19 protein-coding genes are annotated in these 22,408 nt (G+C 32.0%); 2 read left to right on the top strand and 17 right to left on the bottom strand.

Annotation, left to right across the window (positions count from 1 at the left end):
- The first annotated feature begins 2 nt into the window (after positions 1–2).
- On the top strand, positions 3–1,979 hold the full coding sequence (gene uvrB, locus BZ25_RS04005) for an excinuclease ABC subunit UvrB (protein WP_121515276.1): 1,977 nt from the start codon (positions 3–5) through the stop codon (positions 1,977–1,979).
- 98 nt (positions 1,980–2,077) lie between these two features.
- Here the strand turns inward: uvrB and BZ25_RS04010 are convergent, their stop codons facing one another.
- The 5 genes from BZ25_RS04010 to BZ25_RS04030 form a co-directional block, all read right to left on the bottom strand.
- The gene (locus BZ25_RS04010; protein WP_121567392.1) at positions 2,078–4,366 is read right to left on the bottom strand and encodes a methyl-accepting chemotaxis protein; all 2,289 of its coding nucleotides are present in this window, start codon (positions 4,364–4,366) and stop codon (positions 2,078–2,080) included.
- Between the two features lie 73 nt (positions 4,367–4,439).
- A complete protein-coding gene (locus tag BZ25_RS04015; RefSeq protein WP_121515279.1) occupies positions 4,440–4,796 on the bottom strand; it encodes a hypothetical protein in 357 nt (118 codons plus the stop codon).
- Between the two features lie 17 nt (positions 4,797–4,813).
- A complete protein-coding gene (gene lepA, locus BZ25_RS04020) occupies positions 4,814–6,634 on the bottom strand; it encodes a translation elongation factor 4 (RefSeq protein WP_121567393.1) in 1,821 nt (606 codons plus the stop codon).
- Between the two features lie 60 nt (positions 6,635–6,694).
- Positions 6,695–8,266 carry a dynamin family protein gene (locus BZ25_RS04025; protein ID WP_121567394.1) on the bottom strand — a complete coding sequence of 524 codons (1,572 nt, stop codon included), beginning with the start codon at positions 8,264–8,266 and terminating at the stop codon, positions 6,695–6,697.
- 147 nt (positions 8,267–8,413) lie between these two features.
- Positions 8,414–9,010: a hypothetical protein gene (locus BZ25_RS04030; RefSeq protein WP_121567395.1), complete on the bottom strand. Its 597-nt coding sequence runs from the start codon at positions 9,008–9,010 to the stop codon at positions 8,414–8,416.
- 125 nt (positions 9,011–9,135) lie between these two features.
- Here BZ25_RS04030 and BZ25_RS04035 point away from each other — a divergent pair, with 125 nt between their 5' ends.
- The gene (locus tag BZ25_RS04035) at positions 9,136–10,386 is read left to right on the top strand and encodes a hypothetical protein (protein ID WP_121567396.1); all 1,251 of its coding nucleotides are present in this window, start codon (positions 9,136–9,138) and stop codon (positions 10,384–10,386) included.
- Between the two features lie 64 nt (positions 10,387–10,450).
- On the opposite strand, the gene BZ25_RS04040 is transcribed toward BZ25_RS04035, so the two are convergent.
- The 12 genes from BZ25_RS04040 to BZ25_RS04095 form a co-directional block, all read right to left on the bottom strand.
- On the bottom strand, positions 10,451–10,762 hold the full coding sequence (locus BZ25_RS04040) for a hypothetical protein (protein WP_121567397.1): 312 nt from the start codon (positions 10,760–10,762) through the stop codon (positions 10,451–10,453).
- On the bottom strand, positions 10,759–11,643 hold the full coding sequence (locus BZ25_RS04045) for an RAMP superfamily CRISPR-associated protein (RefSeq protein WP_121567398.1): 885 nt from the start codon (positions 11,641–11,643) through the stop codon (positions 10,759–10,761). Before BZ25_RS04045 ends, BZ25_RS04040 begins: the two co-directional genes overlap by 4 nt.
- On the bottom strand, positions 11,643–11,993 hold the full coding sequence (locus BZ25_RS04050; RefSeq protein WP_121567399.1) for a hypothetical protein: 351 nt from the start codon (positions 11,991–11,993) through the stop codon (positions 11,643–11,645). The genes BZ25_RS04045 and BZ25_RS04050 overlap by 1 nt, the downstream gene beginning before the upstream one ends.
- Positions 11,994–11,997: 4 nt before the next feature.
- On the bottom strand, positions 11,998–12,888 hold the full coding sequence (locus BZ25_RS04055; RefSeq protein WP_121567400.1) for an RAMP superfamily CRISPR-associated protein: 891 nt from the start codon (positions 12,886–12,888) through the stop codon (positions 11,998–12,000).
- Positions 12,881–13,660 (bottom strand): CRISPR-associated RAMP protein Csx7, encoded by a 780-nt coding sequence (csx7, locus tag BZ25_RS04060; protein WP_121567401.1) that lies wholly within the window; start codon positions 13,658–13,660, stop codon positions 12,881–12,883. Before csx7 ends, BZ25_RS04055 begins: the two co-directional genes overlap by 8 nt.
- A 6-nt stretch (positions 13,661–13,666) precedes the next feature.
- Positions 13,667–14,092 (bottom strand): hypothetical protein, encoded by a 426-nt coding sequence (locus BZ25_RS04065; protein ID WP_121567402.1) that lies wholly within the window; start codon positions 14,090–14,092, stop codon positions 13,667–13,669.
- Positions 14,092–15,675: an RAMP superfamily CRISPR-associated protein gene (locus BZ25_RS04070; protein ID WP_121567403.1), complete on the bottom strand. Its 1,584-nt coding sequence runs from the start codon at positions 15,673–15,675 to the stop codon at positions 14,092–14,094. Before BZ25_RS04070 ends, BZ25_RS04065 begins: the two co-directional genes overlap by 1 nt.
- The gene (locus BZ25_RS04075; RefSeq protein WP_121567404.1) at positions 15,653–17,257 is read right to left on the bottom strand and encodes a hypothetical protein; all 1,605 of its coding nucleotides are present in this window, start codon (positions 17,255–17,257) and stop codon (positions 15,653–15,655) included. The genes BZ25_RS04070 and BZ25_RS04075 overlap by 23 nt, the downstream gene beginning before the upstream one ends.
- A gap of 71 nt (positions 17,258–17,328) precedes the next feature.
- Positions 17,329–18,456, bottom strand: coding sequence for a putative CRISPR-associated protein (locus tag BZ25_RS04080; RefSeq protein WP_121567405.1), 1,128 nt, complete (start codon positions 18,454–18,456; stop codon positions 17,329–17,331).
- Positions 18,457–18,504: 48 nt separating this feature from the next.
- The gene (locus BZ25_RS04085; RefSeq protein WP_121567406.1) at positions 18,505–18,909 is read right to left on the bottom strand and encodes a hypothetical protein; all 405 of its coding nucleotides are present in this window, start codon (positions 18,907–18,909) and stop codon (positions 18,505–18,507) included.
- Between the two features lie 38 nt (positions 18,910–18,947).
- Complete coding sequence (locus BZ25_RS04090; protein ID WP_121567407.1) at positions 18,948–19,508, bottom strand: hypothetical protein; 561 nt, start codon at positions 19,506–19,508, stop codon at positions 18,948–18,950.
- A 214-nt stretch (positions 19,509–19,722) separates the two neighbouring features.
- On the bottom strand, positions 19,723–21,654 hold the full coding sequence (locus tag BZ25_RS04095; RefSeq protein ID WP_147429933.1) for a DNA/RNA helicase domain-containing protein: 1,932 nt from the start codon (positions 21,652–21,654) through the stop codon (positions 19,723–19,725).
- Positions 21,655–22,408 lie beyond the last annotated feature (754 nt).

Here is a 22,408-nt window from a genome sequence, read left to right on the forward strand (position 1 = left end):
TCATGTTTAAGCTTCGTTCCGAATACGAACCTCAAGGCGATCAACCAAAAGCAATAGAAGAACTCTCTTCTGGGATCAATAAAAATTATAGGTTCCAAACTTTACTGGGCGTTACTGGATCTGGTAAAACATATACAATGGCTAATATTATTGCAAACGTGAATCGACCAACTTTAGTTCTCTCTCCGAATAAAATCTTAGCCGTTCAACTATACAACGAATTCAAAGAGTTCTTCCCGGAAAATAGAGTCGAATTTTTTATAAGTTATTACGATTACTATCAACCAGAAGCCTACATCCCCTCTCGAGACATATACATAGAAAAAAATGCAGACATAAACGATATTTTAGTTAAAATGAGGCTCTCAACGTTAAAATCAGTTTTAACAAGGAGAGACGTAATTGTAGTTTCAAGCGTCTCAGCTATCTATGCCTCGGGCAATCCCGATGACTTTTCAAACATAAACCTTTATCTGAGAGTGAATGAAGAGTATTCTAGAAGAGAAATCTTAATTAAACTTGGTAAAATGCAATACACAAGGCAAGAAAAAGATTATCTCGGTGGAACGTTCAGATGGAAGGGTGATGTTTTAGAGATATTCCCTCCTTACGAAGATTTTGGAATAAGGGTAACTTTTTTCGATAACGAAGTCGAAAAGATCGAAGCACTTGACGTATTCAACAGAACCATAATAGAAGAATTTGATAAAATTACTATTTATCCAGCGAAAGAATTTGTAACCAGTCAGGAAAAGATTTTTTCAGCTATTGAAAGAATAAATGCCGATCTGCAAACCCAAATAGAATATTTCAAAAGGGAAGGTAAACTTTTAGAAGCTCAACGAATAGAGCAAAGGGTAAAACAAGATTTAGAATTCCTTCAAACATTGGGATACTGTAAAGGGATAGAAAATTATTCAAGGTATTTCGATGGTAGGAATCCTGGAGACTCTCCATGGACACTTTTGGATTACTTCGATGAAGATTTTGTTACTTTTATTGACGAATCTCACATAGCGGTACCACAGTTAAGGGCAATGTTCAGAGGGGATTACGCGAGGAAGAAAAACTTAGTTGACTACGGATTTAGATTGCCGTCAGCTTTAGATAACAGACCTTTAAGATTCGAAGAGTTTTTGGAAAGAACCAATCAAATTATCTTTGTATCAGCTACCCCGGGGCCATTCGAAATGGAAGTATCAGACCAAATAGTTGAACAAATAATCAGGCCTACGGGACTTGTAGATCCAAAGGTTGAAGTAAAATCGACAGAAGGGCAAGTAGACGACTTCATTTCCGAAGTAAAAGAGGTTGTAGAAAGAGGAGAAAGGGCTCTAGCGGTGGTTTTAACGAAGAAAGATGCAGAAATCCTTTCAGACCACTTGAACCTAATGGGCATTAAATCACTATATCTACACTCTGAACTCGATACAATTGAAAGGTCAGAGGTAATAAAAAAAATAAGAAACGGCGAAATTGAAGTAGTTGTTGGTGTAAACTTACTTAGAGAAGGGTTAGATTTACCGGAAGTTTCTCTTGTTGCCATAATGGATGCAGATAGAGAAGGATTTTTAAGGTCTGAAACAACGTTGATTCAAACGATTGGTAGAGCTGCAAGAAACGTTCAAGGTAAGGTATTACTGTACGCCGACCGAATAACGGAGGCGATGAAAACTGCCATCGATGAAACAAACAGAAGAAGAGAAATACAGATTCAATACAATATAGATAACAACATCACTCCAAAAAGTATCATTAAAAAATTACCCGAAGACATGTTTGCACCATTCAAAGATAACGAGGTAAAAGAAGAAGATTATATATTCGCTGTAGAGGAGAACCTCTCTCCGGATGATTACTTGGCTATGCTTGAAGAAAAAATGTACGAAGCAGCCTCCGAATTAAAATACGAAGAAGCAGCGAGGTACCGGGACGAGATCAAAAGGATAAAAAGAAAATACAACATTAAACAAAATTAATTTTAAAAAACAAAAGAATGCAGGAGGTAGATGATTCAATCATCTACCTCCTGCCACACGATTGTATGAGCTACGTGGTATTACACATAGAGACATTTTTATTTCAGTTTAGTTATCATATTTTGTAGGCCTTTTTCCAATTCACTTGAAATCCTTTTTACTTCAGAAAGCAGTGCTTGTTTATCTTCTCTTGTTCCAAGTTCTTCAGCTTTTTTATGCAATTGGGAATGTAATCTTAAGAGCTGTGCCCAATCATCAGACAGTTCTTTTTCGATATGAAATGTTTTTGAAAAAATACCGAAACTACATCTCTCTGGATTACTTTCTAAATCAATATTAGGATCCTTTAACTTCTTTTCAAATAAATCAACCCAATTTTGATGAGCTTTTATAGCTTTTTCAAACTCTTTTATTTTCTCCTCGTTATTGTATAAACTAAAAGTTGATACAGTTTCTATAAGTGCATTAAGTCCAGTAAAAACATGCTCTGAAACATTAACTAAATTTTCACTATCTTTGGATAGAATATCCGTATCTTTAGTAATACCCTCGACACTATTTCTTATTTGATCGACCATTTTTGAAACAGAATTCATGTTTGAACTTATTTCTTCTGCTGTAGCAGTTGTTTCTTCAGTATTGGCAGAGAAATTTTCAATTATTTCGTTCATTTCGGATATTCTTGAATTCATCTCTTCAAACTGTCCCAATACATTTTGAGACTCATCCTCTGTTTTTTCTATGAGATTTGATGTTTCTTTATTGGAAAGATTTGTTTTTTGAGATATTACAATTAGATCAGTTATTATTTTTGCTATGTTTTCTGTGGCTTCTTTACTTTCTTCTGCAAGTTTTCGTATTTCATCCGCTACTACAGCAAAGCCTCTTCCAGCTTCGCCAGCTCTAGCTGCTTCTATGGCAGCATTCAAAGCTAATAAATTGGTCTGTTCAGTTATACTATCTATTGTGTTTATTATTTCTTTTATTTCTTCAGAATTTTTGGATAGGATTTCTGAATTTTTCATTGATTCTTCAGCTTTTTTTACAGCTTCGAACAACATTTCGTTCATTCTTTCAATATTTTTTACTCCTTCATCTGAACTTTGGTGTATTCCATTTGATATTTCGTTTAGATTTTGTGCTGATTTTGCCTGATTATCGTTTGCAGTGGTTAAATCTTCAATACTTTGACGTACCTCATGAATTCTCTCATCTGTATCTTGTGAATTGTAATTGATGTCCTTTGTTTTTTGACTAGTGTTATCCAAATGCTCTTTAGAAATTTGTGAAGACCTTGCGAGATTAGCACTTAAAATTCCAAAGTCTTGAGAGATTTGAGTTATTTTCATCATTGAATTTTTGAGCTTATTCACTGCTTCTTTGATTGAGTTAGCTATTATCTCAAATTCACTATCTAAATTCATGTCAGAAAAGTCCAAAACCAAATTACCATTTGAAAAATCGTTTACTTTATTTTTCAAATAATTAACTTCTTTAACTAGTTTTCTTGATATAAGTAGAGTAACTAAAATAATTATAATCAAAATAGCAGAACTGATAATTATAGAAAAAAATATCCCGTTGTTATTGTTAGAGATAATTTCACTGTAATCTATTTTTGTCCCGACATATCCTATTACTTTATTACTAAAATCTACTAGGGGGAACATAGCCATTAAATAATTATCTTTTATATCGTAGAAAAAATCATTTCCCGATTTTATTGATTCTACATTGTTGGTGAATAAAGAAAGATCATATTTATTTGATTCAAAAATTTCTACTTCACCACTTAAGTCATTATCGAAAATTTTAAGGACAGAGTCTCCTTCGATTTTCTCTAAGAGTTCCTTGTTTATTGATAAACCCAATTCTGCTGTACCTTGAAATTCATTGTTATAACTCACTGGAGCTACATATCTAAAACCTAATCCAGCTCTTCCAATTTCAGGGCCTGAAGTAGGTTCTTTTGTTTTGTTTACCTGATTTATTGTTTCCCTGAAAGAACTCAAATCATCACCGTATTGTCCTGTGTCATGTAATCTCAAAAAAGTAACAGAGTTTTTGTGAAATTGAAATTGCTCAATATTATTTTCCCTTAGCGTGTTCCAAATCGGAAGGGTCAGTTCTTGAAGCTTTTGACGATCATTTTCTGCAAAAGCTTTTGTGATGTCTTCATTTGCCAAAATAGAATCTAAAGTTCTTTTTAAAGAGTTTTCAAGGTTTTTTAATTCGCTTAAGTAACTATAATTTACCTGTTCTACAAAGTTTTCATTTTGAAAATCATAAACCTTCTGTTGATAAAAAATAGATACAAGAATTATACTTATAACCCCAACTATTACTATTACTGGAACGAAAAAGTTTAACTTTGTTCTAATTTTCATATGTGTTCCCCCCTATATAATTTGTGGTACGGGAAACTAAAAGAATGATACTAAAAATTTGTTTTTTTAATTTTTACCCTTCTCGATTGTGAGTTGCGTGTAAACTTCGCACCTTTTTTCTCAAAAATCTATCCGTGTCAAAAAAGAATCTGAAAAGACCCCAAATGAATATAAAAAATATACATAATGTAACCCACAACATTTCAACTTCTCCCATTGCCCCAAAAATACCTGTTCCTCTTATACCAGTAATGATAAAAGCCAACAACCACTCTTTACTCAAAAGAGCAACAATGGTTATAGCAAAAAGAATCCACGGCTGGTTAATAACCAAAGAAAACACAAACAAAGAAGCCAAACCGGCAATCCATAGGATTATTCTGTAGATATTTCGACCTTTACTTTTACTCTCTTTTAAATCTCCTGCCAACTCTGACACCTCCAAATTTATTCTTCATCTTCGTTAACCTTCAACAAAGCCAGGAAGGCCTCTTGAGGAATATTGACTTTACCAATCTCCCTCATCCTTTTTTTACCTTCTTTTTGCTTTTCTAGCAATTTCATCTTTCTGGTCACATCTCCACCATAACACTTCTGAAGGACATCTTTTCTTAAGGCTTTAATAGTGGATCTTGCGATTATCTTACCCTTGCAATATGCTTGGATAGGTATCTCGAATTGATGTCTAGGAATTAAATCTCTTAATTTATCCACTAATTTTCTTGCAAGTGTATAACTCTGGCTCTCATGAACAACGTAAGATAAGGCGTCAACTTTCTCTCTATTTATTAAAATTTCTAACTTCACTAAATTAGACTCTTTGTACCCTGTTATCTCGTAATCCATTGAGGCGTAACCTTTACTGATAGCCTTCATCTTATCGAAGAAATCGAAGATCAAATCAGCCAAAGGAATTTCAAAATGTAAAACCACCCTATTTTTACCTGCATTTGATACATGAGAAAAATTTCCTCTTTTTTCGACCTGAGCAAGATTGATCAAATCTCCCATATAATCAGGTGGCGTGATAATATCCAACTTGCAAAAAGGTTCGTAAACTTTTTCTATCAAATCTTCATCTGGAAACTCTGAAGGATTTGTAATTTCTATTTCTTCCCCATTTCTTAGCTTGGCTTTGTAAATTACACTAGGAACAGTGAGTATAACGGCAAGCTCAAACTCCCTTTGCAAACGTTCTTTAACCACTTCCATGTGAAGTAAACCTAAAAAACCTACTCTAAAACCATATCCCATAGCGGGAGAACTTTCGGGTGTGAATACAAGAGAAGCATCGTTCAATTTCAACTTTTCAAGAGCCTTTCTTAACTCCTCATAATACTCTGGCAAACCTGGATAAAGTCCCGCATAAACCATCGGTTTAACTTCTTTGTATCCAGGAAGGGGTTTTTCTATGGGATTCAGTGCATCAGTAATCGTATCTCCTACTCTTGCCTGCTCAATATCTTTTATTCCAGCCACAATATAACCTATTTCTCCAGCGGACAGATCCTCTGTTTCTATCATCTCAGGGTGAAAAATCCCGACCTCGATAACTTCATAGGTCGCATTAGAAGCCATTAATTTAATCTTATCGCCTTTTTTTACCTTACCACCAAATATCCTACAATAAACGATGATACCTTTGTACTTATCATACTTAGCATCGAATACTAGACCTTTCAACTTGTCTGAAGTATTGCCTTTGCTAAGAGGAGAAGGGACCTTTTGAATAATCAATTCAAGTAAATCTGTAACGCCCTCTCCAGTTTTAGCACTAATAGGGATTATTGAGTCAGCTTCAATACCAACCAAATCATTTATCTCCAACATCGTTTCATCGATATTTGCAGTGGGAAGATCTATTTTGTTTATTGCACCAATGATCTCCAAATTGTTTTCCAACGCTAAATACGTGTTAGTAACGGTTTGAGCCTGAACACCTTGTGTGGCATCGACCAGTAAAATAGCACCTTCACATGCTGCCAAACTTCTCGAAACTTCATAGGTAAAATCAATATGCCCAGGAGTGTCCAAAATATTCAGCTCATATTCATTTCCATCCTTTCCAGTATAAAAAACCTTGACCGGATGTGATTTTATAGTAATTCCTTTCTCTCTTTCTAAGTCCATTGAATCTAAATACTGTTCTCTCATATTTCTTTCGTCTATCGAATGTGTCAATTCCAGTATTCTATCCATCAAGGTTGTTTTTCCATGATCAATATGTGCAATTATTGCTATATTTCTAATAAAATTGGGATCAAACAAAAAAGAAAGCACCTCCACAAACCTAAAAATATAGAAATATTATATCATAAATAAGAGAAACTAAAAAGACTTACTGCTGATAGACGACTCAATATCTTCCAATTGCCTTGAGTATCCATCAATTCTTTCTTTTAGATCTTTGAAATGTTCTAGGTTATTTATCTCCTTTTTAAATGCCTCGTAGTTTTCAAACATACTTGTTTGCATTTTTACCTTTAAGCTATTTAAAAAAGATTCAACATTAGATTTAAGTGTATTTTCTAAAGCCTTCATTTGATTAGAAATTTCATTATCCAATCTTTTTTGAACACTTCTTGAGATGTATAACCTGTTCAACAGATTTTTGTTTTTAAACGTCACTGTTTTAAAGGTTCTATCTAAAATTTTGTTGATTTCTTTTTCTAAATCATTGGAAAAAATAATAAACTCTTTATCAACATCCAACTTTAACTTTTCCCTTAAGAAAGGATCGATTCCTAATCTATCTACAACTTCCTTCTTATCAAAAAATCTATTTATTCTGCTCTTTTCTTCATCCGTAATGTTTAAAATCTCTCTGGTTATTCTATCGTTCAGGGTTTTTGATACTTCTTTTTTGAATTGAGAAATCTCATACTCGATATTTTCTTTCACTTTTTTCTGCGTCTTATAAAAGTTTAAGATTGAATCTTTCAAATCAGTTAACTTATTCAAGTAATAATTTTTTATAGCATCATTAATTGAATCAAACCTAATATTAAAAAAAGAATGATTCTCTCCCAAAAACGCATTAAGGGTTTCATAATATCTCTCAAGAACTTCCAATTCATCGATTTTTTCGTTCAAAATGTTGCTATTTTGGTCAACGGAAAATCTAATCTTACCTATAATTGTTTTCAACTTCATTCTTTTCTTGTCATGACTACCTATTTCGTTAAAAATATAATCTCTAACCTGTTGGAACCCACTATCAGGTTTAGACTCAATTTCTAGCTTAGCTGAAGTTAAAAAGATTTTGGGATCTTTCAAATCTATTTTGTTGCATCTATTTATAAGCTCTTTTTTAGCCATTTCTATCTCTTCTTGTGAAGCTCTATCCTTCTGGGAGAGAATAAAGATGACATCTTTTTTCAAATCCTTGATGATCTTTTCGATCAACTCCCAATCGCTTTTTGTATATATATTTTTCGAGTCGAAAACAAACATTATCAGATTGCTATTTTCTAAAAAATCTCTGGTAATCTTTTCATGTTTCTCCATTATTGTGTCCGTTCCTGGGGTGTCTATTATCTCTATTCCTTCCAAAGAATCCAAATCTTTGTAGATTGTAACCATATCACCTCTTGTTTCAACGTTCCCTTGACCCTTTCGAACGATTGTTATTTTGGAAGTCTGAGGTCCTGGTCCGACCTCGAAGATACTCTCTTCTCCTTCTTTAATTCCAAGTAAAGCGTTTAAAAAGCTACTTTTACCAGCTTTAACTTTGCCTACAACCACAAAATTGAAAAGTGTTTCGAATTCATTTTTTACTTCGTCAATTTTATCTTTAATCAAAAAAGAATTCCTATTGATAAGGTCTAAATAATCATTCAACAAGGCTTTTAACTTAGATTCTTCTTTCTTGAATTTATCGCTAACTAAGGGTATTCCCATAGAACACCACCTCTCATTTTTGAATCCGGTTTTATAAATTATATAATATTTATTATCGATTTTTTACTTTTTAACACATGTCTGTCGATCCCCTGGGTTTTTCACCCTATTGGAGGTCGACAGACAATTGAAAAAAACTAAAATGCCCTAAAAATCATCATCATCATCATCATCATCGATAAGATCTTCAAAAGTTAGATCTTCAAGATCTTGGTAATCTTCATTGATGTCATATACAACTGGTGTATCAGAAATATAACCTCCATCCTCAAGTTCTGCCTCAAGGTCCCAATTATATTCTAAATTATTTTCTTTGTAAAACTCATAAGTTAAACGATTGAAAATATTCCAATATGCGTAGCTTTTAATTTCTTTAGGTAGAGTGTCAAAAAAATTAGGGTCTTCAAAATCTTTGAAAGTCTTAACATATTCTTTTAAATACTCTTGATTCTCATACTCTTCAAATAGGTCTTTTAACTCTTCTTCTTTTAAATTGTGAATAATATTTTTAAAGTCATAATCTTTGGCGTCAAAACGACCTATATAAATAGCTTTTCCAGATGATACTTCACTGGCTATTGTTTCAGTAGAAGGTGAATTGACTATATACGCTTTACCGTTTTCATCAAGGATAACATCAACAATTCCTTCGTTGGTATTGAACGCTTCATCAATAGCCCATTCTACTTGAATCCTTAAATCATCTTTATATTCTTCTATCAAACTTTTCCACTTTTCATCCATTTTAAATTCCTCCTTTTATTGAGTTTCAACTAATTATGGTAGTACTTTCTCTCTTTAATTGTTTGCATTAATGTGAATAAATATAATATAATTACAGTATAAAAAAACGAAAGGAAGGGTCTTTCATGGATATGTCAGAATATGATAAATTAAATAACTATGAATTGTCTCAAGTAATAAAAAGGTTGAGGACGGAGAACCAACTTGATGAAGCTGAGAAAATAGGGAAAAGACGCCTAGAGCAATATACACATGAATCAAAAAATAATGATAAAAGCATTAATTTAGTAAAAAATCAATATTCTTGGATACTATATTACAAATATTTTAAAAATAATCCTAATTTTCATGTAAAATACTACAAACAATTAAAAGAACTTTTAGAAATGTACAAAGACGGTGCTGATAAATATTCTTCGTATTCAAGAACGGTAGATTTACTCGTAAAAAACGTTAAAAATAGCCAAATCTCCTCGGATCAAAAAATTTACTATTTATCCTTGGTTAATCCTGACAACCTAGACAACGAAATTAGGCCGAACGAAAAGAATCCTGAGAAAAAGCCTTTGGATTCTATTTTTGCTAGTTATGTTAGTTATACTGCAAAACTTTTACATGTAAAAGATCTCGATAGGTTTCTTAGCTTCTATGAAAAAACCGAATCAAAAAAACCAAACTTTGCAAATAGTCAAAATAAATATTGGCATATGAGTAAATATTACCATGCGAAGGCTCTTCGTGGGGATCTAGACGAAGCTATAACTTGGCTTAAAATTCTCAGAAACCAATTAAAAAGTGGAATTATAGATCAATTCATTGCTGAAGCATTGAAAAAGAAAGACAAGAAAAAAGCTTTGTGGTATTATATAAAATCTGTTAAAACGGATGAAAATTATAAAAAAGTGAACAGATCTTTCTGGTATACTTCAAATCTTTTGAGAGAGCTTGGTAAGGTAGAAGATTCAAAATTATTTTACTTTTATTTTAAAAAAATAAGGGATAAATACGGCTACAAATTTACGGACAATTTTGTAATTCAAGAGTTTGAAAAGGAAGTTCTCAATGTTTCAGATAAAGAGGCAAAGAAAAAGATCGACAAATACTTTTATGAACTTATGCCTAAAGAAGAAGGAACAATTAAGATATACTTTAAAGATAGAGGCTTTGGTTTCATTACATCAAAAAACAACATTGAATTTTATTTTAAATCTAATAATTTCATAAATTTGAAAGATACTTCAGAGATCATAGCCCATAAAAAAGTTAGTTTTTTACCGGAGGTAAAGCTTAATTTTGATCCAAAGAAAAATCAGGAATTTTCATATTTTGCTGAATACGTTGAGTTGATAAATACAAAAGCTGAACCTAATACATAAAAAATAGTCAAAGAAAAATAGTCTGTTGAGGCCCCAACGGGGTTCCAACAGACTTTATTTAAGATTAACTTTTAGATTTGAAATACGTTAATTCTCGAGCAAGATATCCTAAAAAACTTAAGAGTTCTTCTTTAGTGTACTTGGCTTTTCTTTCTTTAACAACATCTTTAAGCATTTTGAAGGCTGATCGGTCTCTAATGATATGTTTATCTACTTTATTTTCATTGATAGCTAAAAATTCATCAACGTCATAATTTTTAATAAAATTTATGTTGCCTTTTATAGTGTTGATAAATCCGTTAAGATCATCTATTTTTACTGCGAAATTATCGGCGATTCTCTGGGCATCCTTTATTATCGCTTTTTTGTTTGTCATTTGCCATCACTTCTTTTTGAGTCTTCTATTATTTGATTAAGATTTTCGTTGTTCGCTTCACTCATACTTTTAAGATATGCATTGCCGCATGAATATATGAATTGAGCTAATTCTCTTTCTACGTAAACTTTTCTTGTGTTTTTGAATGATTTATTCGGTTGAATTAACTTTAAAGGAGTAAAACGTACCGATCCCATATCTAAGTTTTTACCCCTTCCAATTTTGAGATCAAACATATATTTGGGAACAATTCCCATCGCCAAAGACAACAACCCCATTTCAACCTTTGTCAGCCCTTTGATGAGTATTTCAAAATCCAAGATTGTTTCAGTGGGCAAAACCTCAAATAGAACTTTGTGATCTAAATCTTCGTGATCATTGTGGCTGTACAAACGGATCGATGGATAGCGATTATCATGTTTTTGGCTCCATTGTTGTTTTCCATCTATAATTTTAGTTTTTACTTTTTTTTCATCAATTATTATATCGTTGAAGAGAAGCCTTGAAGCATATTTCCCTCTTCCAGTTATTGCGTTCACTGGGTCTGGTTTTATGTTTTTAGGATCTCTTTCAATTTCTTCATCGTATGACTCGCTTAAAGCCTGCATGTATGTTTTTATAGCCCCTTTTAGTTGGGAACCAGGCAGAACAATTTTTCCACCCTCTCTTTGCAATAAGTAAGTAGGTTTCTCATTTTGAAATTTAAACAAGTTTTGGGTGAAACACAGAGGCTTGAGTGTCTTTATGTATCCAATTAAGGTTCCATAGAATAATTTGGGATCTTTGTATATATCGGAATGTTTTACCGTCGTTGCTACAGAGGCTGACGGTTCTTTTCTCTGCACATAGTAGTACCCTTTTGGAGATTCGTATTCTTGCATTATTCATCATCTCCTTGTATATAACCCATCCTAAAATAAACAGGAAAATTATCCTTTTTTACGCCATTGACTTTTGTTTTGGGTAAGTTTTTAATCTTGGGGTTTAAGCATAGTTTCTCATTTGGTTCTATACTTTCCAGATCATAAATTTCTTCACCATAGTTGTACAAGTAGTCAAATTCTTTTGCAAATGCTCTAAAGTAGAAATCTTTGTAATTTGTGGATTTTAATTTATCAAAGATTTCCTTTGCTTCTTCAACTGTCAACTTTAAATAAACGAATTCTTTGTAATCGTTGTATATCACTTCGCATTTTAACTTTTTATCAAATTTATCAAATATTATATTCATCTTATCACCAACTTTCGGGTAGTTTTGTCAACATTTGATCAAAATAACTTTTAATTTCATCTTTGTTGGTAATCTTGATTTTTAAACCTATTAAATCTTCTTCCTTTTCTGCATTTTGGAAGTTGAATTCAACGTTTTTGTTCATAAAGCGACCATTTTCAAATGTAGTGAAAGTTATGGCATTTTTATTTGTAGAATATATCTCCAACGATTTGATTTCAACATCTAACTTTCCTAATCCTCTAGATTTTTTACCGCCAACTTTAACAAACCCATCATTTATATTGTTTATCGTTTTGTAGAACATCAAAACTTGCCAAATTTCAGGATTTTTTAGAAGTACATTACCATAAAAATTCCCACCGTTTAATACTTCAAAGTCGTATAAAGCTTTTTCCACAGTGCTTCCTGTAAACCTGTCAATCTTAATTCCGTTTCTTACAAAAGTGTATTCTTCTATTTCTTTTATTTTTTTGGCTTTTTCATTATCCCCGTCATCACTTTCAAAAGGGAAGAAGTCTTCAAATCTCACAACAGAAGCCATTTTCATGTTTCCAAACATTTTACATGCATAACATACTTGTGGATATATTTCTTCAGCTTTTTCAACCTTTTTTAGCTCAAATTTGTCACCACAATCTTTATTACGGTTTATAGAAAGTTCACAAACTTCTTTACCCATAGATTTAAGCAAAGCTTCTGCGTCTGCTCTAAAAACACCTTTTAAAGAACTTCCTGGTATATGTACAGTTTTTCCCCAAGGTGTGTTTAGCCTTACAAATTGTGCATCGGTAGCTACTGGACTTATATCTATGTCACCAGAACCTATGTGAAAACCACTTTTGGGGGTTATCTTGAGATGGAATATATGAAAATTTCTTATCGTTTTAAACATTTTTTTCACCAGCTTTTGCTAAATAATCTAAAGTTGCCTTTTTTATTTCTTCTATTCTAATGGGATCTAACGGTTGGGGCTCGAATTTACCCTGAGTGACATCTTCTAAATCTATGGAGCTAATTTTATAATTAAATTTTAGCTTACCTAAGCCTACTGATTTTTTACCACCAAATCTTACAAGTCCGTTGTTCACCATATCTATGAGAAATAGAATGTATCCAACTTGATAATCCTCTACGTTTTCCATTAAAATGTCAGTTTTAAAAGTTGTTCCGACAGATACGATCTCGTAATCATATTTGGCCTTGTCTGCAGTTATTTCGGTGTCTCTTCTGATCTTTACACCATCTCTATTTTCTATGTTTTGCCGATTTTGATCTGCTATCGCATCACTGAAAAAAACCCTAGAAGAAAAAGAGTTAGAACCAAAAAGATTGCAAACTTCGCAAATGTTTTTTTCTATGTGGGCAAACCATTCATTTTCAGTTTTATATTTCTTCCTTTCCTTTTGATCGATGCATGGTTTACCATTTTCTTCTTCACAAACGTTGATATTTTTGGATTTTAGTATTTGCTCTAAGGTTGATCTAAAAACACCTTTCAAAGTTGAACCTGGTATCACAGCGTTCCCTTGTGAATCTTTTAGTACGCTGTTATCGACTTCTAATGGGGATAAACCTTCCTCACCTGATCCCACATGTATTGGTGTTTGGGCGATGATTTCTACATTGACATAATATTTATTCACAAATTTATCAAAAGCTAACATTTACAATCATCTCCTTTTCCCGTATTCATTAGTCTTGTTGGGAGGAAAATTCTTTTTATTAGGATAATTGTTGTTTGCGGGGGATTTCTGATTATTTCGATTATGATTTATCTCATCGAGATATTTTTTATACCTCGCCATGTAACCAAAGAATAACCCCAAGGCTTTGAGGTAGATTTCATCTGATTTAAATCTCTTTTCTATTTCATTTAGTTTATCTAAAACAATCATTAAATAAGTTTTTTCATCATTATTTGAAGCTCTTCCAATTTGGTAGTGTAGATAATTTAAAAATTCCTCTTTACAATCTGATTTAATTGCGGTAGCTGCGTATTTTCTAATCTGCGTATTTTTTGGAGCTTTTTTGCCATGCTCATCCATCAGTTTCTTCATCTCATTTATGAGATACGTTTTTTCTTCTCCTGACAACATTATTTAACACCTCCAACGGTATTCAATTTTGAATAATCTACTACCAAAAAACTTCCAAACCCGCTTCCTGTTCTGTGCCCCAAACCATCTAAAAACATTTGCCAAATTTCTTCTATACAATTTTCATTCTCAGATTCCAAAATGATTACCGATCCTGCTTTTAATGTTTCATAGAAAGTTTTAGTGTTGTTTGTTCCAGTATTCCATGAGGAAAAAGTGTCTTTTCGATAAATAGTTTGATTTACCTCAAAACCGCTAAATAGATCTTTTAACTCTTTACCAACAGGAACTATTAGATCAGATGTGAGTAATAGTGGAATATATGTCCTCTCAGATTTTATATGTCTTTTTACACTTTCTGTGAAACTTTTTATATTTTTTTCGAATTGCTCTTTTAGATTATGTAAGGGGATTATCTTTGCCTTCATTTTTCCAAAACCCCTAGTTTTTGAATTTCCAACTGAGATACTCTCGATCCTGGCAATCATTTCTATATATTCCTTATTTGAGGATCTTATTATCCCAACCATTTTTTCGAAGTGTTCGGTGATGTAACTTCGTAACTGTCCTGCTTTAGTGGCTCTTGTTTGCCTGGAAACTGCAGTTTGAGTATACTGTTTGGTATCTGATTCAACATTAATTATTGAATTGTTGAAATAATCGAGGTAACCCCCAACATTTTCAAGTCTTTCCCCATCAGTCGACATATCTTCTAAAGACAGTAAATTTCTACCTATGTTTATATTGTTTTCGACCATTTTTGCCAAAGCCAAATCGAAGATGCCTGTATCAGTACTCTTGTACTTTCTTTTCATAGTGGTGGAAGGAGAGGGAGCCATTAACTTATCTTCTTTGGAAGGAACTACTGTTGGAAATTTTACTTCTTCGTTTAGAATTATCTTTTCAAATAAAGGATCATTGGAAATTATTTGAGCGTAAGCCCCTCTGATTGTTTCACCGTAGATAATTTTTGATGATTTGTACATATAGTTTTTTGATCTCTCTTTTATAGCTAAAAAAGGTTCTAATGGTTCTAAAACAAGAAGTGCGTAATTTTCAAAATCTGTACTTACTTCGACTTTTGAGTTACTATCTTGATATTCAAAGGAAATATCAACCAATCCATAACCTGCTGATTTCATCCCACCGATTTTCTTAACCATTTTTGTCAATCCATCCAATAACTCTTTTTCTTTAGCGGTTAATTCACCATCGACATAAATATAACCTTCCAAAATATTACCGTTAGCCAATGCGTTTGTACTAAAAAGCTTGTTGTGAGCATGGGTTTTGGTTTTTCTATTGAGTACTACGTGTGTTTTTTCAATGTATGAGGGATCCTTACAAATTATCTTAGAGAACTGTAATTTCCCTTGCTTTGAACCTTCCATTCCAAAGAGGCTAAATACTTCTTGTTTGTATGGGGTCAATGTATCGGCGGTTTCTCTTAAAGCACCTTTTAATGCAGAGCCTGGTATGTAAGCTGAGTTTATGTCTCTTTTTTGTGATTTGTTCCAGATACTAGAAACCTCTTCAGAAACTAACAAAGGGGACTTTGTTTCAATGGCCACTTTTATTTTCATTTTTCTCCCCCTCTTCAATAAAATTTAAAAGATCTATAGAGCTTAAGACTCTTGTTCTATTTTCTTCTGGAAAAAATATATATGTGTACAATTCCTTTAATCTTTGTTCGTGTTGGACGTTTTTAATATTTTTTACGAAGAAATAATTAATGTTCAACTTAATTACAGGAGAGATTTCATTCATCAACTTCACAACCTTTATTAAGAACTTCTTCTCGTCACTATTTAAGCTTTCCAACAACTTTAGATAACTTTTGAAATAACTAATCTCCATTCCTTCTGCCATAATTTCTTTAATATCGTTGTTAGGGCTGAAAAACTCCTCACTTTTAACTTCTGTACTATTGTTCCATAACACCCTTGTAGCGATGTAATTTTTCTCTGTTTGACCGTTTTTATAATCATTGTAAAACTTAGACTTAGCTTGCTTCAAAAGATTGCTCGAAGCCTCAAAAATCATTTTTAAGGGCATACTCTTTTTACAAAAAAGTATAGACCCACAGTAACTTATGCCGTTTCCTTTGCCATCGATATTCCCGAATTTTTCAGATAGAATTTCATCTAACCTTAAAAATATTTCAAACGCTTGCTTTGCTGGAATAAAAAGCATTATGTCGTCTCCTCCAAGGATCGGAGCGGCGTACTTATTTTGCAAATTCTTTTCTTTTATAACTTGTTTGACAGCGCTTTCAGATGCGTTTTCGATGTTTTGAGATAATGTTATGTATTCTTTATCAGTTTTTATTCGGGAATAGACTTTTCCTAAGTTGTTACCATCGATATAGATGACCCCAAGCCAATCCGTCTGTTTATCTTTATCATGCTCTGTGTCAATGTCCAAAAGTGAGTCTGCGAACTTTTCTTTTTTTATTTTTTCTTCTCCTGAGTCTATCTTCTTTTTGCATATTTCACATACTTTCATTGTATTGGATTCGTTAGGATCAGCTGCTCTATGGATAATTTCTGAGGCGGGATAAGTGTTGCAAGCTTCACAGAGGTCAAATTCAGGGGTGATTCTTTTCATCTCTGTACTTTTTGAGTTTTTCTCTTCCCTCATATTTGAGGCTAATAAAGAAAATAATTTATAAAAATCTGTCTGTTCCGTGAGGTTGTTGAACTTAAGATTAAACTCTTTTTCTAATTTCGAAGTGTTTAAATCTACTTTTTCTAAACCGTGTATCAATTCTGAAGGATAAAAATCAACCTTTGAAATTGTTAAAAAGCCACCTGGTACAATCTCTTTAAAGCTTTGTCTTAATTCTTCCTCAATTCGTTTAGAATCGTCTTTTAATATTACCGCTAAGCCTGTTCCGCCAACCGCATGAACTACGTAAGAATTTTCTTTGCTTAAGAACTCGGTTACTTTTTTGTCGTAATCTGAGACCATCTTGCTTGCGCCTATAATAGCTTTAAACTCAGAGGAACTGAAGATATAATTCTTGATGCTGTCCACATCGTAAGATAAAACGGTCAGAGGCTTTTGCTTGAAAAAATCGTTGTTCTCGATCCAATCATTTGGTAGATCTGAATAACGATTTTTTAGAATACCATAAATCTTTTCCCTACTGAAAATATCAGGCATGATTCACCTCCTGGATTTTGACATGATTTTTACGTAATTGAGAAAATTATACCACAATTTATACACAATGGTCAAAAATTGTTGTTTATAAACTCTTCTATCTTTTCTTTAGCCAAAAGCATTTCTTCAGCATTTTCCGCTGTTGTTTGGACTCCAAGATAAAGTGTACCTTTTTTTGTATTTAAGATAATTTTGATTTCATCACCAAAGATTTTTACTTGATTACGCTTTCCTGATACTTCTTTTTCGTTACCGCCCTTTACGTAAACTTTCTCTATGAAATCCAGCTTTTTGAATTTGTCCTCTAAATTGTATTCTAAAATTATTTTTTTCGAATGCTCCTCAGAGTTGGAATATTGCATTATAAGATCATTTTTTCTATGTTTTAGGCTTAATTGTTCTTTTTTTGTCAGGTTGAAAAATTGTTTAGCAGATTCAATAAAAACTTGTCCCATAGGATTTAGTTCTATGTACTTTTTGTTATCAATTTTCTCCACACTAAACAAAGGCGTTAACCGCTCGTCCAAAACTTTGTACTGATTAGCTATCTCAGGAGTGTATTCAATAAAACCCTCATCGTCAAATTGATCGATAAAATACAAGTAGTCAAGATACAGTTTGTAATCAAGACTTAATGGTAATGGTGGTAGTTTTATTACAGTAGGGAATCTTTCAAATTGATAATAAACTGGTATATTCATTCCTTGACCGAGAGCCAAGGCAAATGCTATTTGAGCCTTGTATCCCCCTGTTGCATTTATAATCGTAGAAGGTCCATGTTCTTTAAGTATTGCAGACATACTTTTAACTAGATTCTTTAAGCCATATCTTTTAAAATCTTCTCTATTTTCATCATCCAGTCTTTCTATCTTCTTAACTTCTACTTTTTCAAACGAAGAGTCTTTTGAATATTTAAAGTATGCTTCTAAAAGCTTACCAACTTTTTCCCCAGTTTTTGTATCAGATACCAAAAAGTACAAGTTTTTTCTTTCTTCAATGTATCCTTCTTTTATAATGCTTTCTACAGAGTTAATCTCAGCCCCTAACATCCTTTCATTTTCTTGCTTTATCTTGTTATCTAAAAGTTTATCTGCAAGTTCTTCTAGTCTTTCTGATTCATACAACTTTTTTAGCTCATCGTCTTTACTTATGTTTACATACAAACTAGCTCCAACCGTCGCTATCAAAGTATCAACCATCTTTAAACCCTCCTTTTATGTTAATTTTTTTGCTGCCTAAGGCAATTATTATTCTAAATCATCTAATATTCTGTTAAATATTCTTATTTTTTCAGTATTTGGGAGACTCTTTTCTTGTATTAATGCTTTTGCCAAATCCAATTTTGCAGTATATCTTTTTGTTTTTTCTTTTTCTTTTGTTTCTTGATAGGTTAAATTTTTTATTATCTTTTTTGTTTCATTATTTGATTCATTTATCAATCTTTTTGTTTCTTGACCATAATTAATTCTATCACTTCTTATTTTTTCTCTCAAAACTCTGCTTTCTTCTTTTATCCTTTTCTTTTCATAATTGTATCTCATACCAGTTTCTATTGTATCCAAGGTATTTTGAATAACATTTATACTTCTTAAAAAGTTCTGATTTTTGGGTTCTATTCTAGTTAACTCACCCATTTTTTTAGATTCTTCCATACAAACTCTCCTTTCATTTTTTATTTATCTTCTATTTTCTATCTTCTTCCTTTTGCTGTGTAATTTCGGTAATACCATTCTCTTCCTCTTTGTCCACATGTTTCTTTTATAAGAATTTTATATTCGTGAGTAATTCTATTATTTTCTTTTACTTTTTCACAGTATTTGATTTTTTCTGAATTTAAATTTCTTATTTCTTCTACTGTCTTTCTACGCATTTGGATTAAGCTATTTTTTTCATCTTCTAGATTTTTGTCAAGATAATCAAGATTGTTAATTCTTTTGTTTAGCACTTTTATTTCATTTGAAATTTGATCAGCTAAACTTTTTAGATTACTTATTTTATTATTTATTAGATTCTTTATTTGATATAAACTATTTGCTCTTCTTAATGATTGATAATGTTTATCTATTAATATTTTGTAATTAAGTTGGTTATCTCTATATCTCTTATATTTTTCTAATTCAATTTTTGCTTGTTGAATTTTTTGATACTCATTTTCAAAAACAGCTTTGTAATTATTTTCCATAACTTCTTGAACAAACATATTAACAATAAACGAACCTGCAAAAATAAATCCATACAAGAAGAAATTCATATAATCACTCCTTTATTTGTATTCATTATATTAGCAGGCAGTTATTAAAATATTAACCATCTTTAGACTTTTGTATGTTTCTAAACGAATTAATCCCCCCAAAGCCCTGCTATAATGTCATCTATATAACCTGTACCTCGGTATAAAATATTGCAATATGACTATTTGTTAAGATTATACATGTATGTTACCATATTTATAGTGCTTTGAATTTTTAATTTATTGTTTTAGAAACGCTCTTGAGTTCGGGTTTGTAAGATTCAAAAAAATGTTTATAGATTTGCTTGTTTTCTCTATCTAAATCAATGATTACTAGGTTATTTAAAGCCCTTGTCATGCCTGTGTATATCACTTCTTCGCTGTCTTTGGAATCTATTATTAAAAATATAGTATCTAGCTCTAATCCTTTAAAACTGTGAGTTGTGCTTAACTTAATTGAATTGTATTTAAAATTAAAATTGTATTTCTTACTTTTTCTAACTTTATCAAGTTCAATTTTTAATCTTTTTTTAAAGTATGGATCCCTGTAATCTTCGAGTTGTTCTTTTAGATTTTTTACTATTTTCTCAAATGTTTCTTGATCTTCAAAGGTTGTATGTGTGCGTGATTTCTCTTTTTCGATGTGAATTTTTTCCAACCTTCTAAGAATCCAAACCTTTGAACTAAGAATCCCAACATTTTTTGACTTCACGTTTAACCGCTTTAATTCATTGAGTAATATGTTCAGAATTGTATATTCTACATTTGGCTTTTCTCCGCCTAAGTAATAATAATTGTAATAATAAGAGCCAAAAAGTATTTGTTGATCTACATATCCTCCGATTTGTTCGTATATGTACTTTTTACTTAAGAACTCTTTCTGAAAACTATTTATTATTTGAATGAATCCATTATTAATTCTATGCGTATTCTTTAGTTTCTTCCATGACCCCGGAATGTTAGTTTCTGGCTTTTTATCCAGGCCCATCTTTCTTTTATAAATATTTTGTTTTTCATCTGCAAAGACTACATACTCACCATTTTCTGCTAAAAAACAATTTTTAATTATCTTAAACCACTCGTATTCAAAATCTTGAGCTTCGTCGATGAATATGGCTTGAAACTTTTCAAATTTATTCTTATTCTTTTCAAAAAACTTTACATCTTTATATATTTTTTTATTAATTATTGGAAAACACTCATTGTTCAGTTGGGAGGTTAAGAATTCGTGGTAGTTAATTATTATAAAATCGTTCCATTTAAATTTTTCTGGTATATTACTCAACATTTCCTTTATATAATTGACTAACGTTATATTGAAAGTAAGTATTAAAACTGGACTTTTAGTTCTTTTATAAGCATTTATAGCTCTTTGTGCCATGATTAATGTTTTCCCTGAACCAGCAACCCCTTGTATTTTTTGAGACCCAGGTCTGCTTGCGGTAATTGGTAATTGTTCGTCTGAAAAGGTAATTTCATCTTTACTATTTTCCATATAATGAAAGAAAGGGTATAAAATACTTTTAAACTTATCATATAGATCGTCATTAAAATAATTGCTCTTAGAGTTTGAATCCAGATGAGAATCTTTCATTACCTTTGAAAAGTAATCTCTATTTAACAGATCTTGAGTGATTATATAACTATATCCACTTTTTATTAGCCCATTTTGCTCTGTGATATATTTGCTAAATTTCTCCTTTATTCTTCTGGTGTTTTCGTTGCTAAAAAATACAGCTGTTTTTATTACCCCATAAATTTTGGGATTTTTAATTGCCTCTTCTGCCAACCCTTCAATGTGCATGTTGAAAATTGTATCTTTATAATTCTCTACTTGCCGGAAAGGGGAGGAAATTGGGGTCAGATCACTTTTTAAATTCCAATGAGTGTTTCTTAAATTTTCGCTATTTTTGTTGTCGTTGTTATTGTTAGGGGGAGTAATGTAGTAATTATCTAAATTCCAGTCTTTCACTTCTATAATTAATACTCCATGTGATTTTTTCATTAATACAATGTCTGGATTATCTCCGTTTATATTTGGTTGAAAAAAGACTTCTAATTCGTTGTCTGGATATGCTTTCAAAAAATTTAGAAACTCCCATTCACCTTTAGTGGGAGGGACTTTCATCTCTCTTATTCCCTCAAACGAAGGGAAAAAATTAGCCACCAAACTTCAACCTCCTTTTGGCTGATTCAGATTTTTTGCTAACTATGACCATAAACCTGTTAACCACCACCTTTTCAAATAGATGTTGATATCTCAAATACCTTCATGTTATTAGGAGGCAGTTATGTCATGCTTTAGTCTTTTCACTATTAAATCAATGTTATATATGCTCATCAATTTGCTAATGCCTAAAATAAAAAAACGCCTAATAAAGGCGTTTTGAAAAAACCAGCAAAATTTATTCCTTAAAGGTAGAGTAGACACTTTCCTATGGGTACGCATATTACCCTGTGGAATATATGTTTTTAATCCTTAAAGGTAGGATATATACAAACTCTCATTTGCAGGGCAAATGAGAGTTTGGAAAGAATTTCTAAGGCATTACGAAAAAGCTTTTTGCACAAGTCGGCAAAATTTATTCCTTAAAGGTAGGCTAATACACACACATCATTTTCGGGGCAAACGAGATTAGAAAAAAAAATCTAAAACATTATGAAAAAATCTTTTTGCACAGATCAGCAAAAGTATTCCTTAAGGTGGGATATACACGTGATAGGCCACCCGGACACGGCATGTGTCCTTGGCGTGTTTTTATTCCTTAAAGGTAGAGTAGACCACCAGGTAGGACTGTAAATTAAAGACCTACCGCTTGGAAGTGTTTATTCCTTAAAGGTAGGATATACACAAACAGATGAAATTGACGAAAGATTAAAAGAAATTCAGGTTTTTATTCCTTAAAGGTAGGATATACACA

The organism is Petrotoga sp. Shatin.DS.tank11.9.2.9.3 (genome assembly GCF_003665005.1).
In the GTDB taxonomy this organism is placed as follows: domain Bacteria; phylum Thermotogota; class Thermotogae; order Petrotogales; family Petrotogaceae; genus Petrotoga; species Petrotoga mobilis.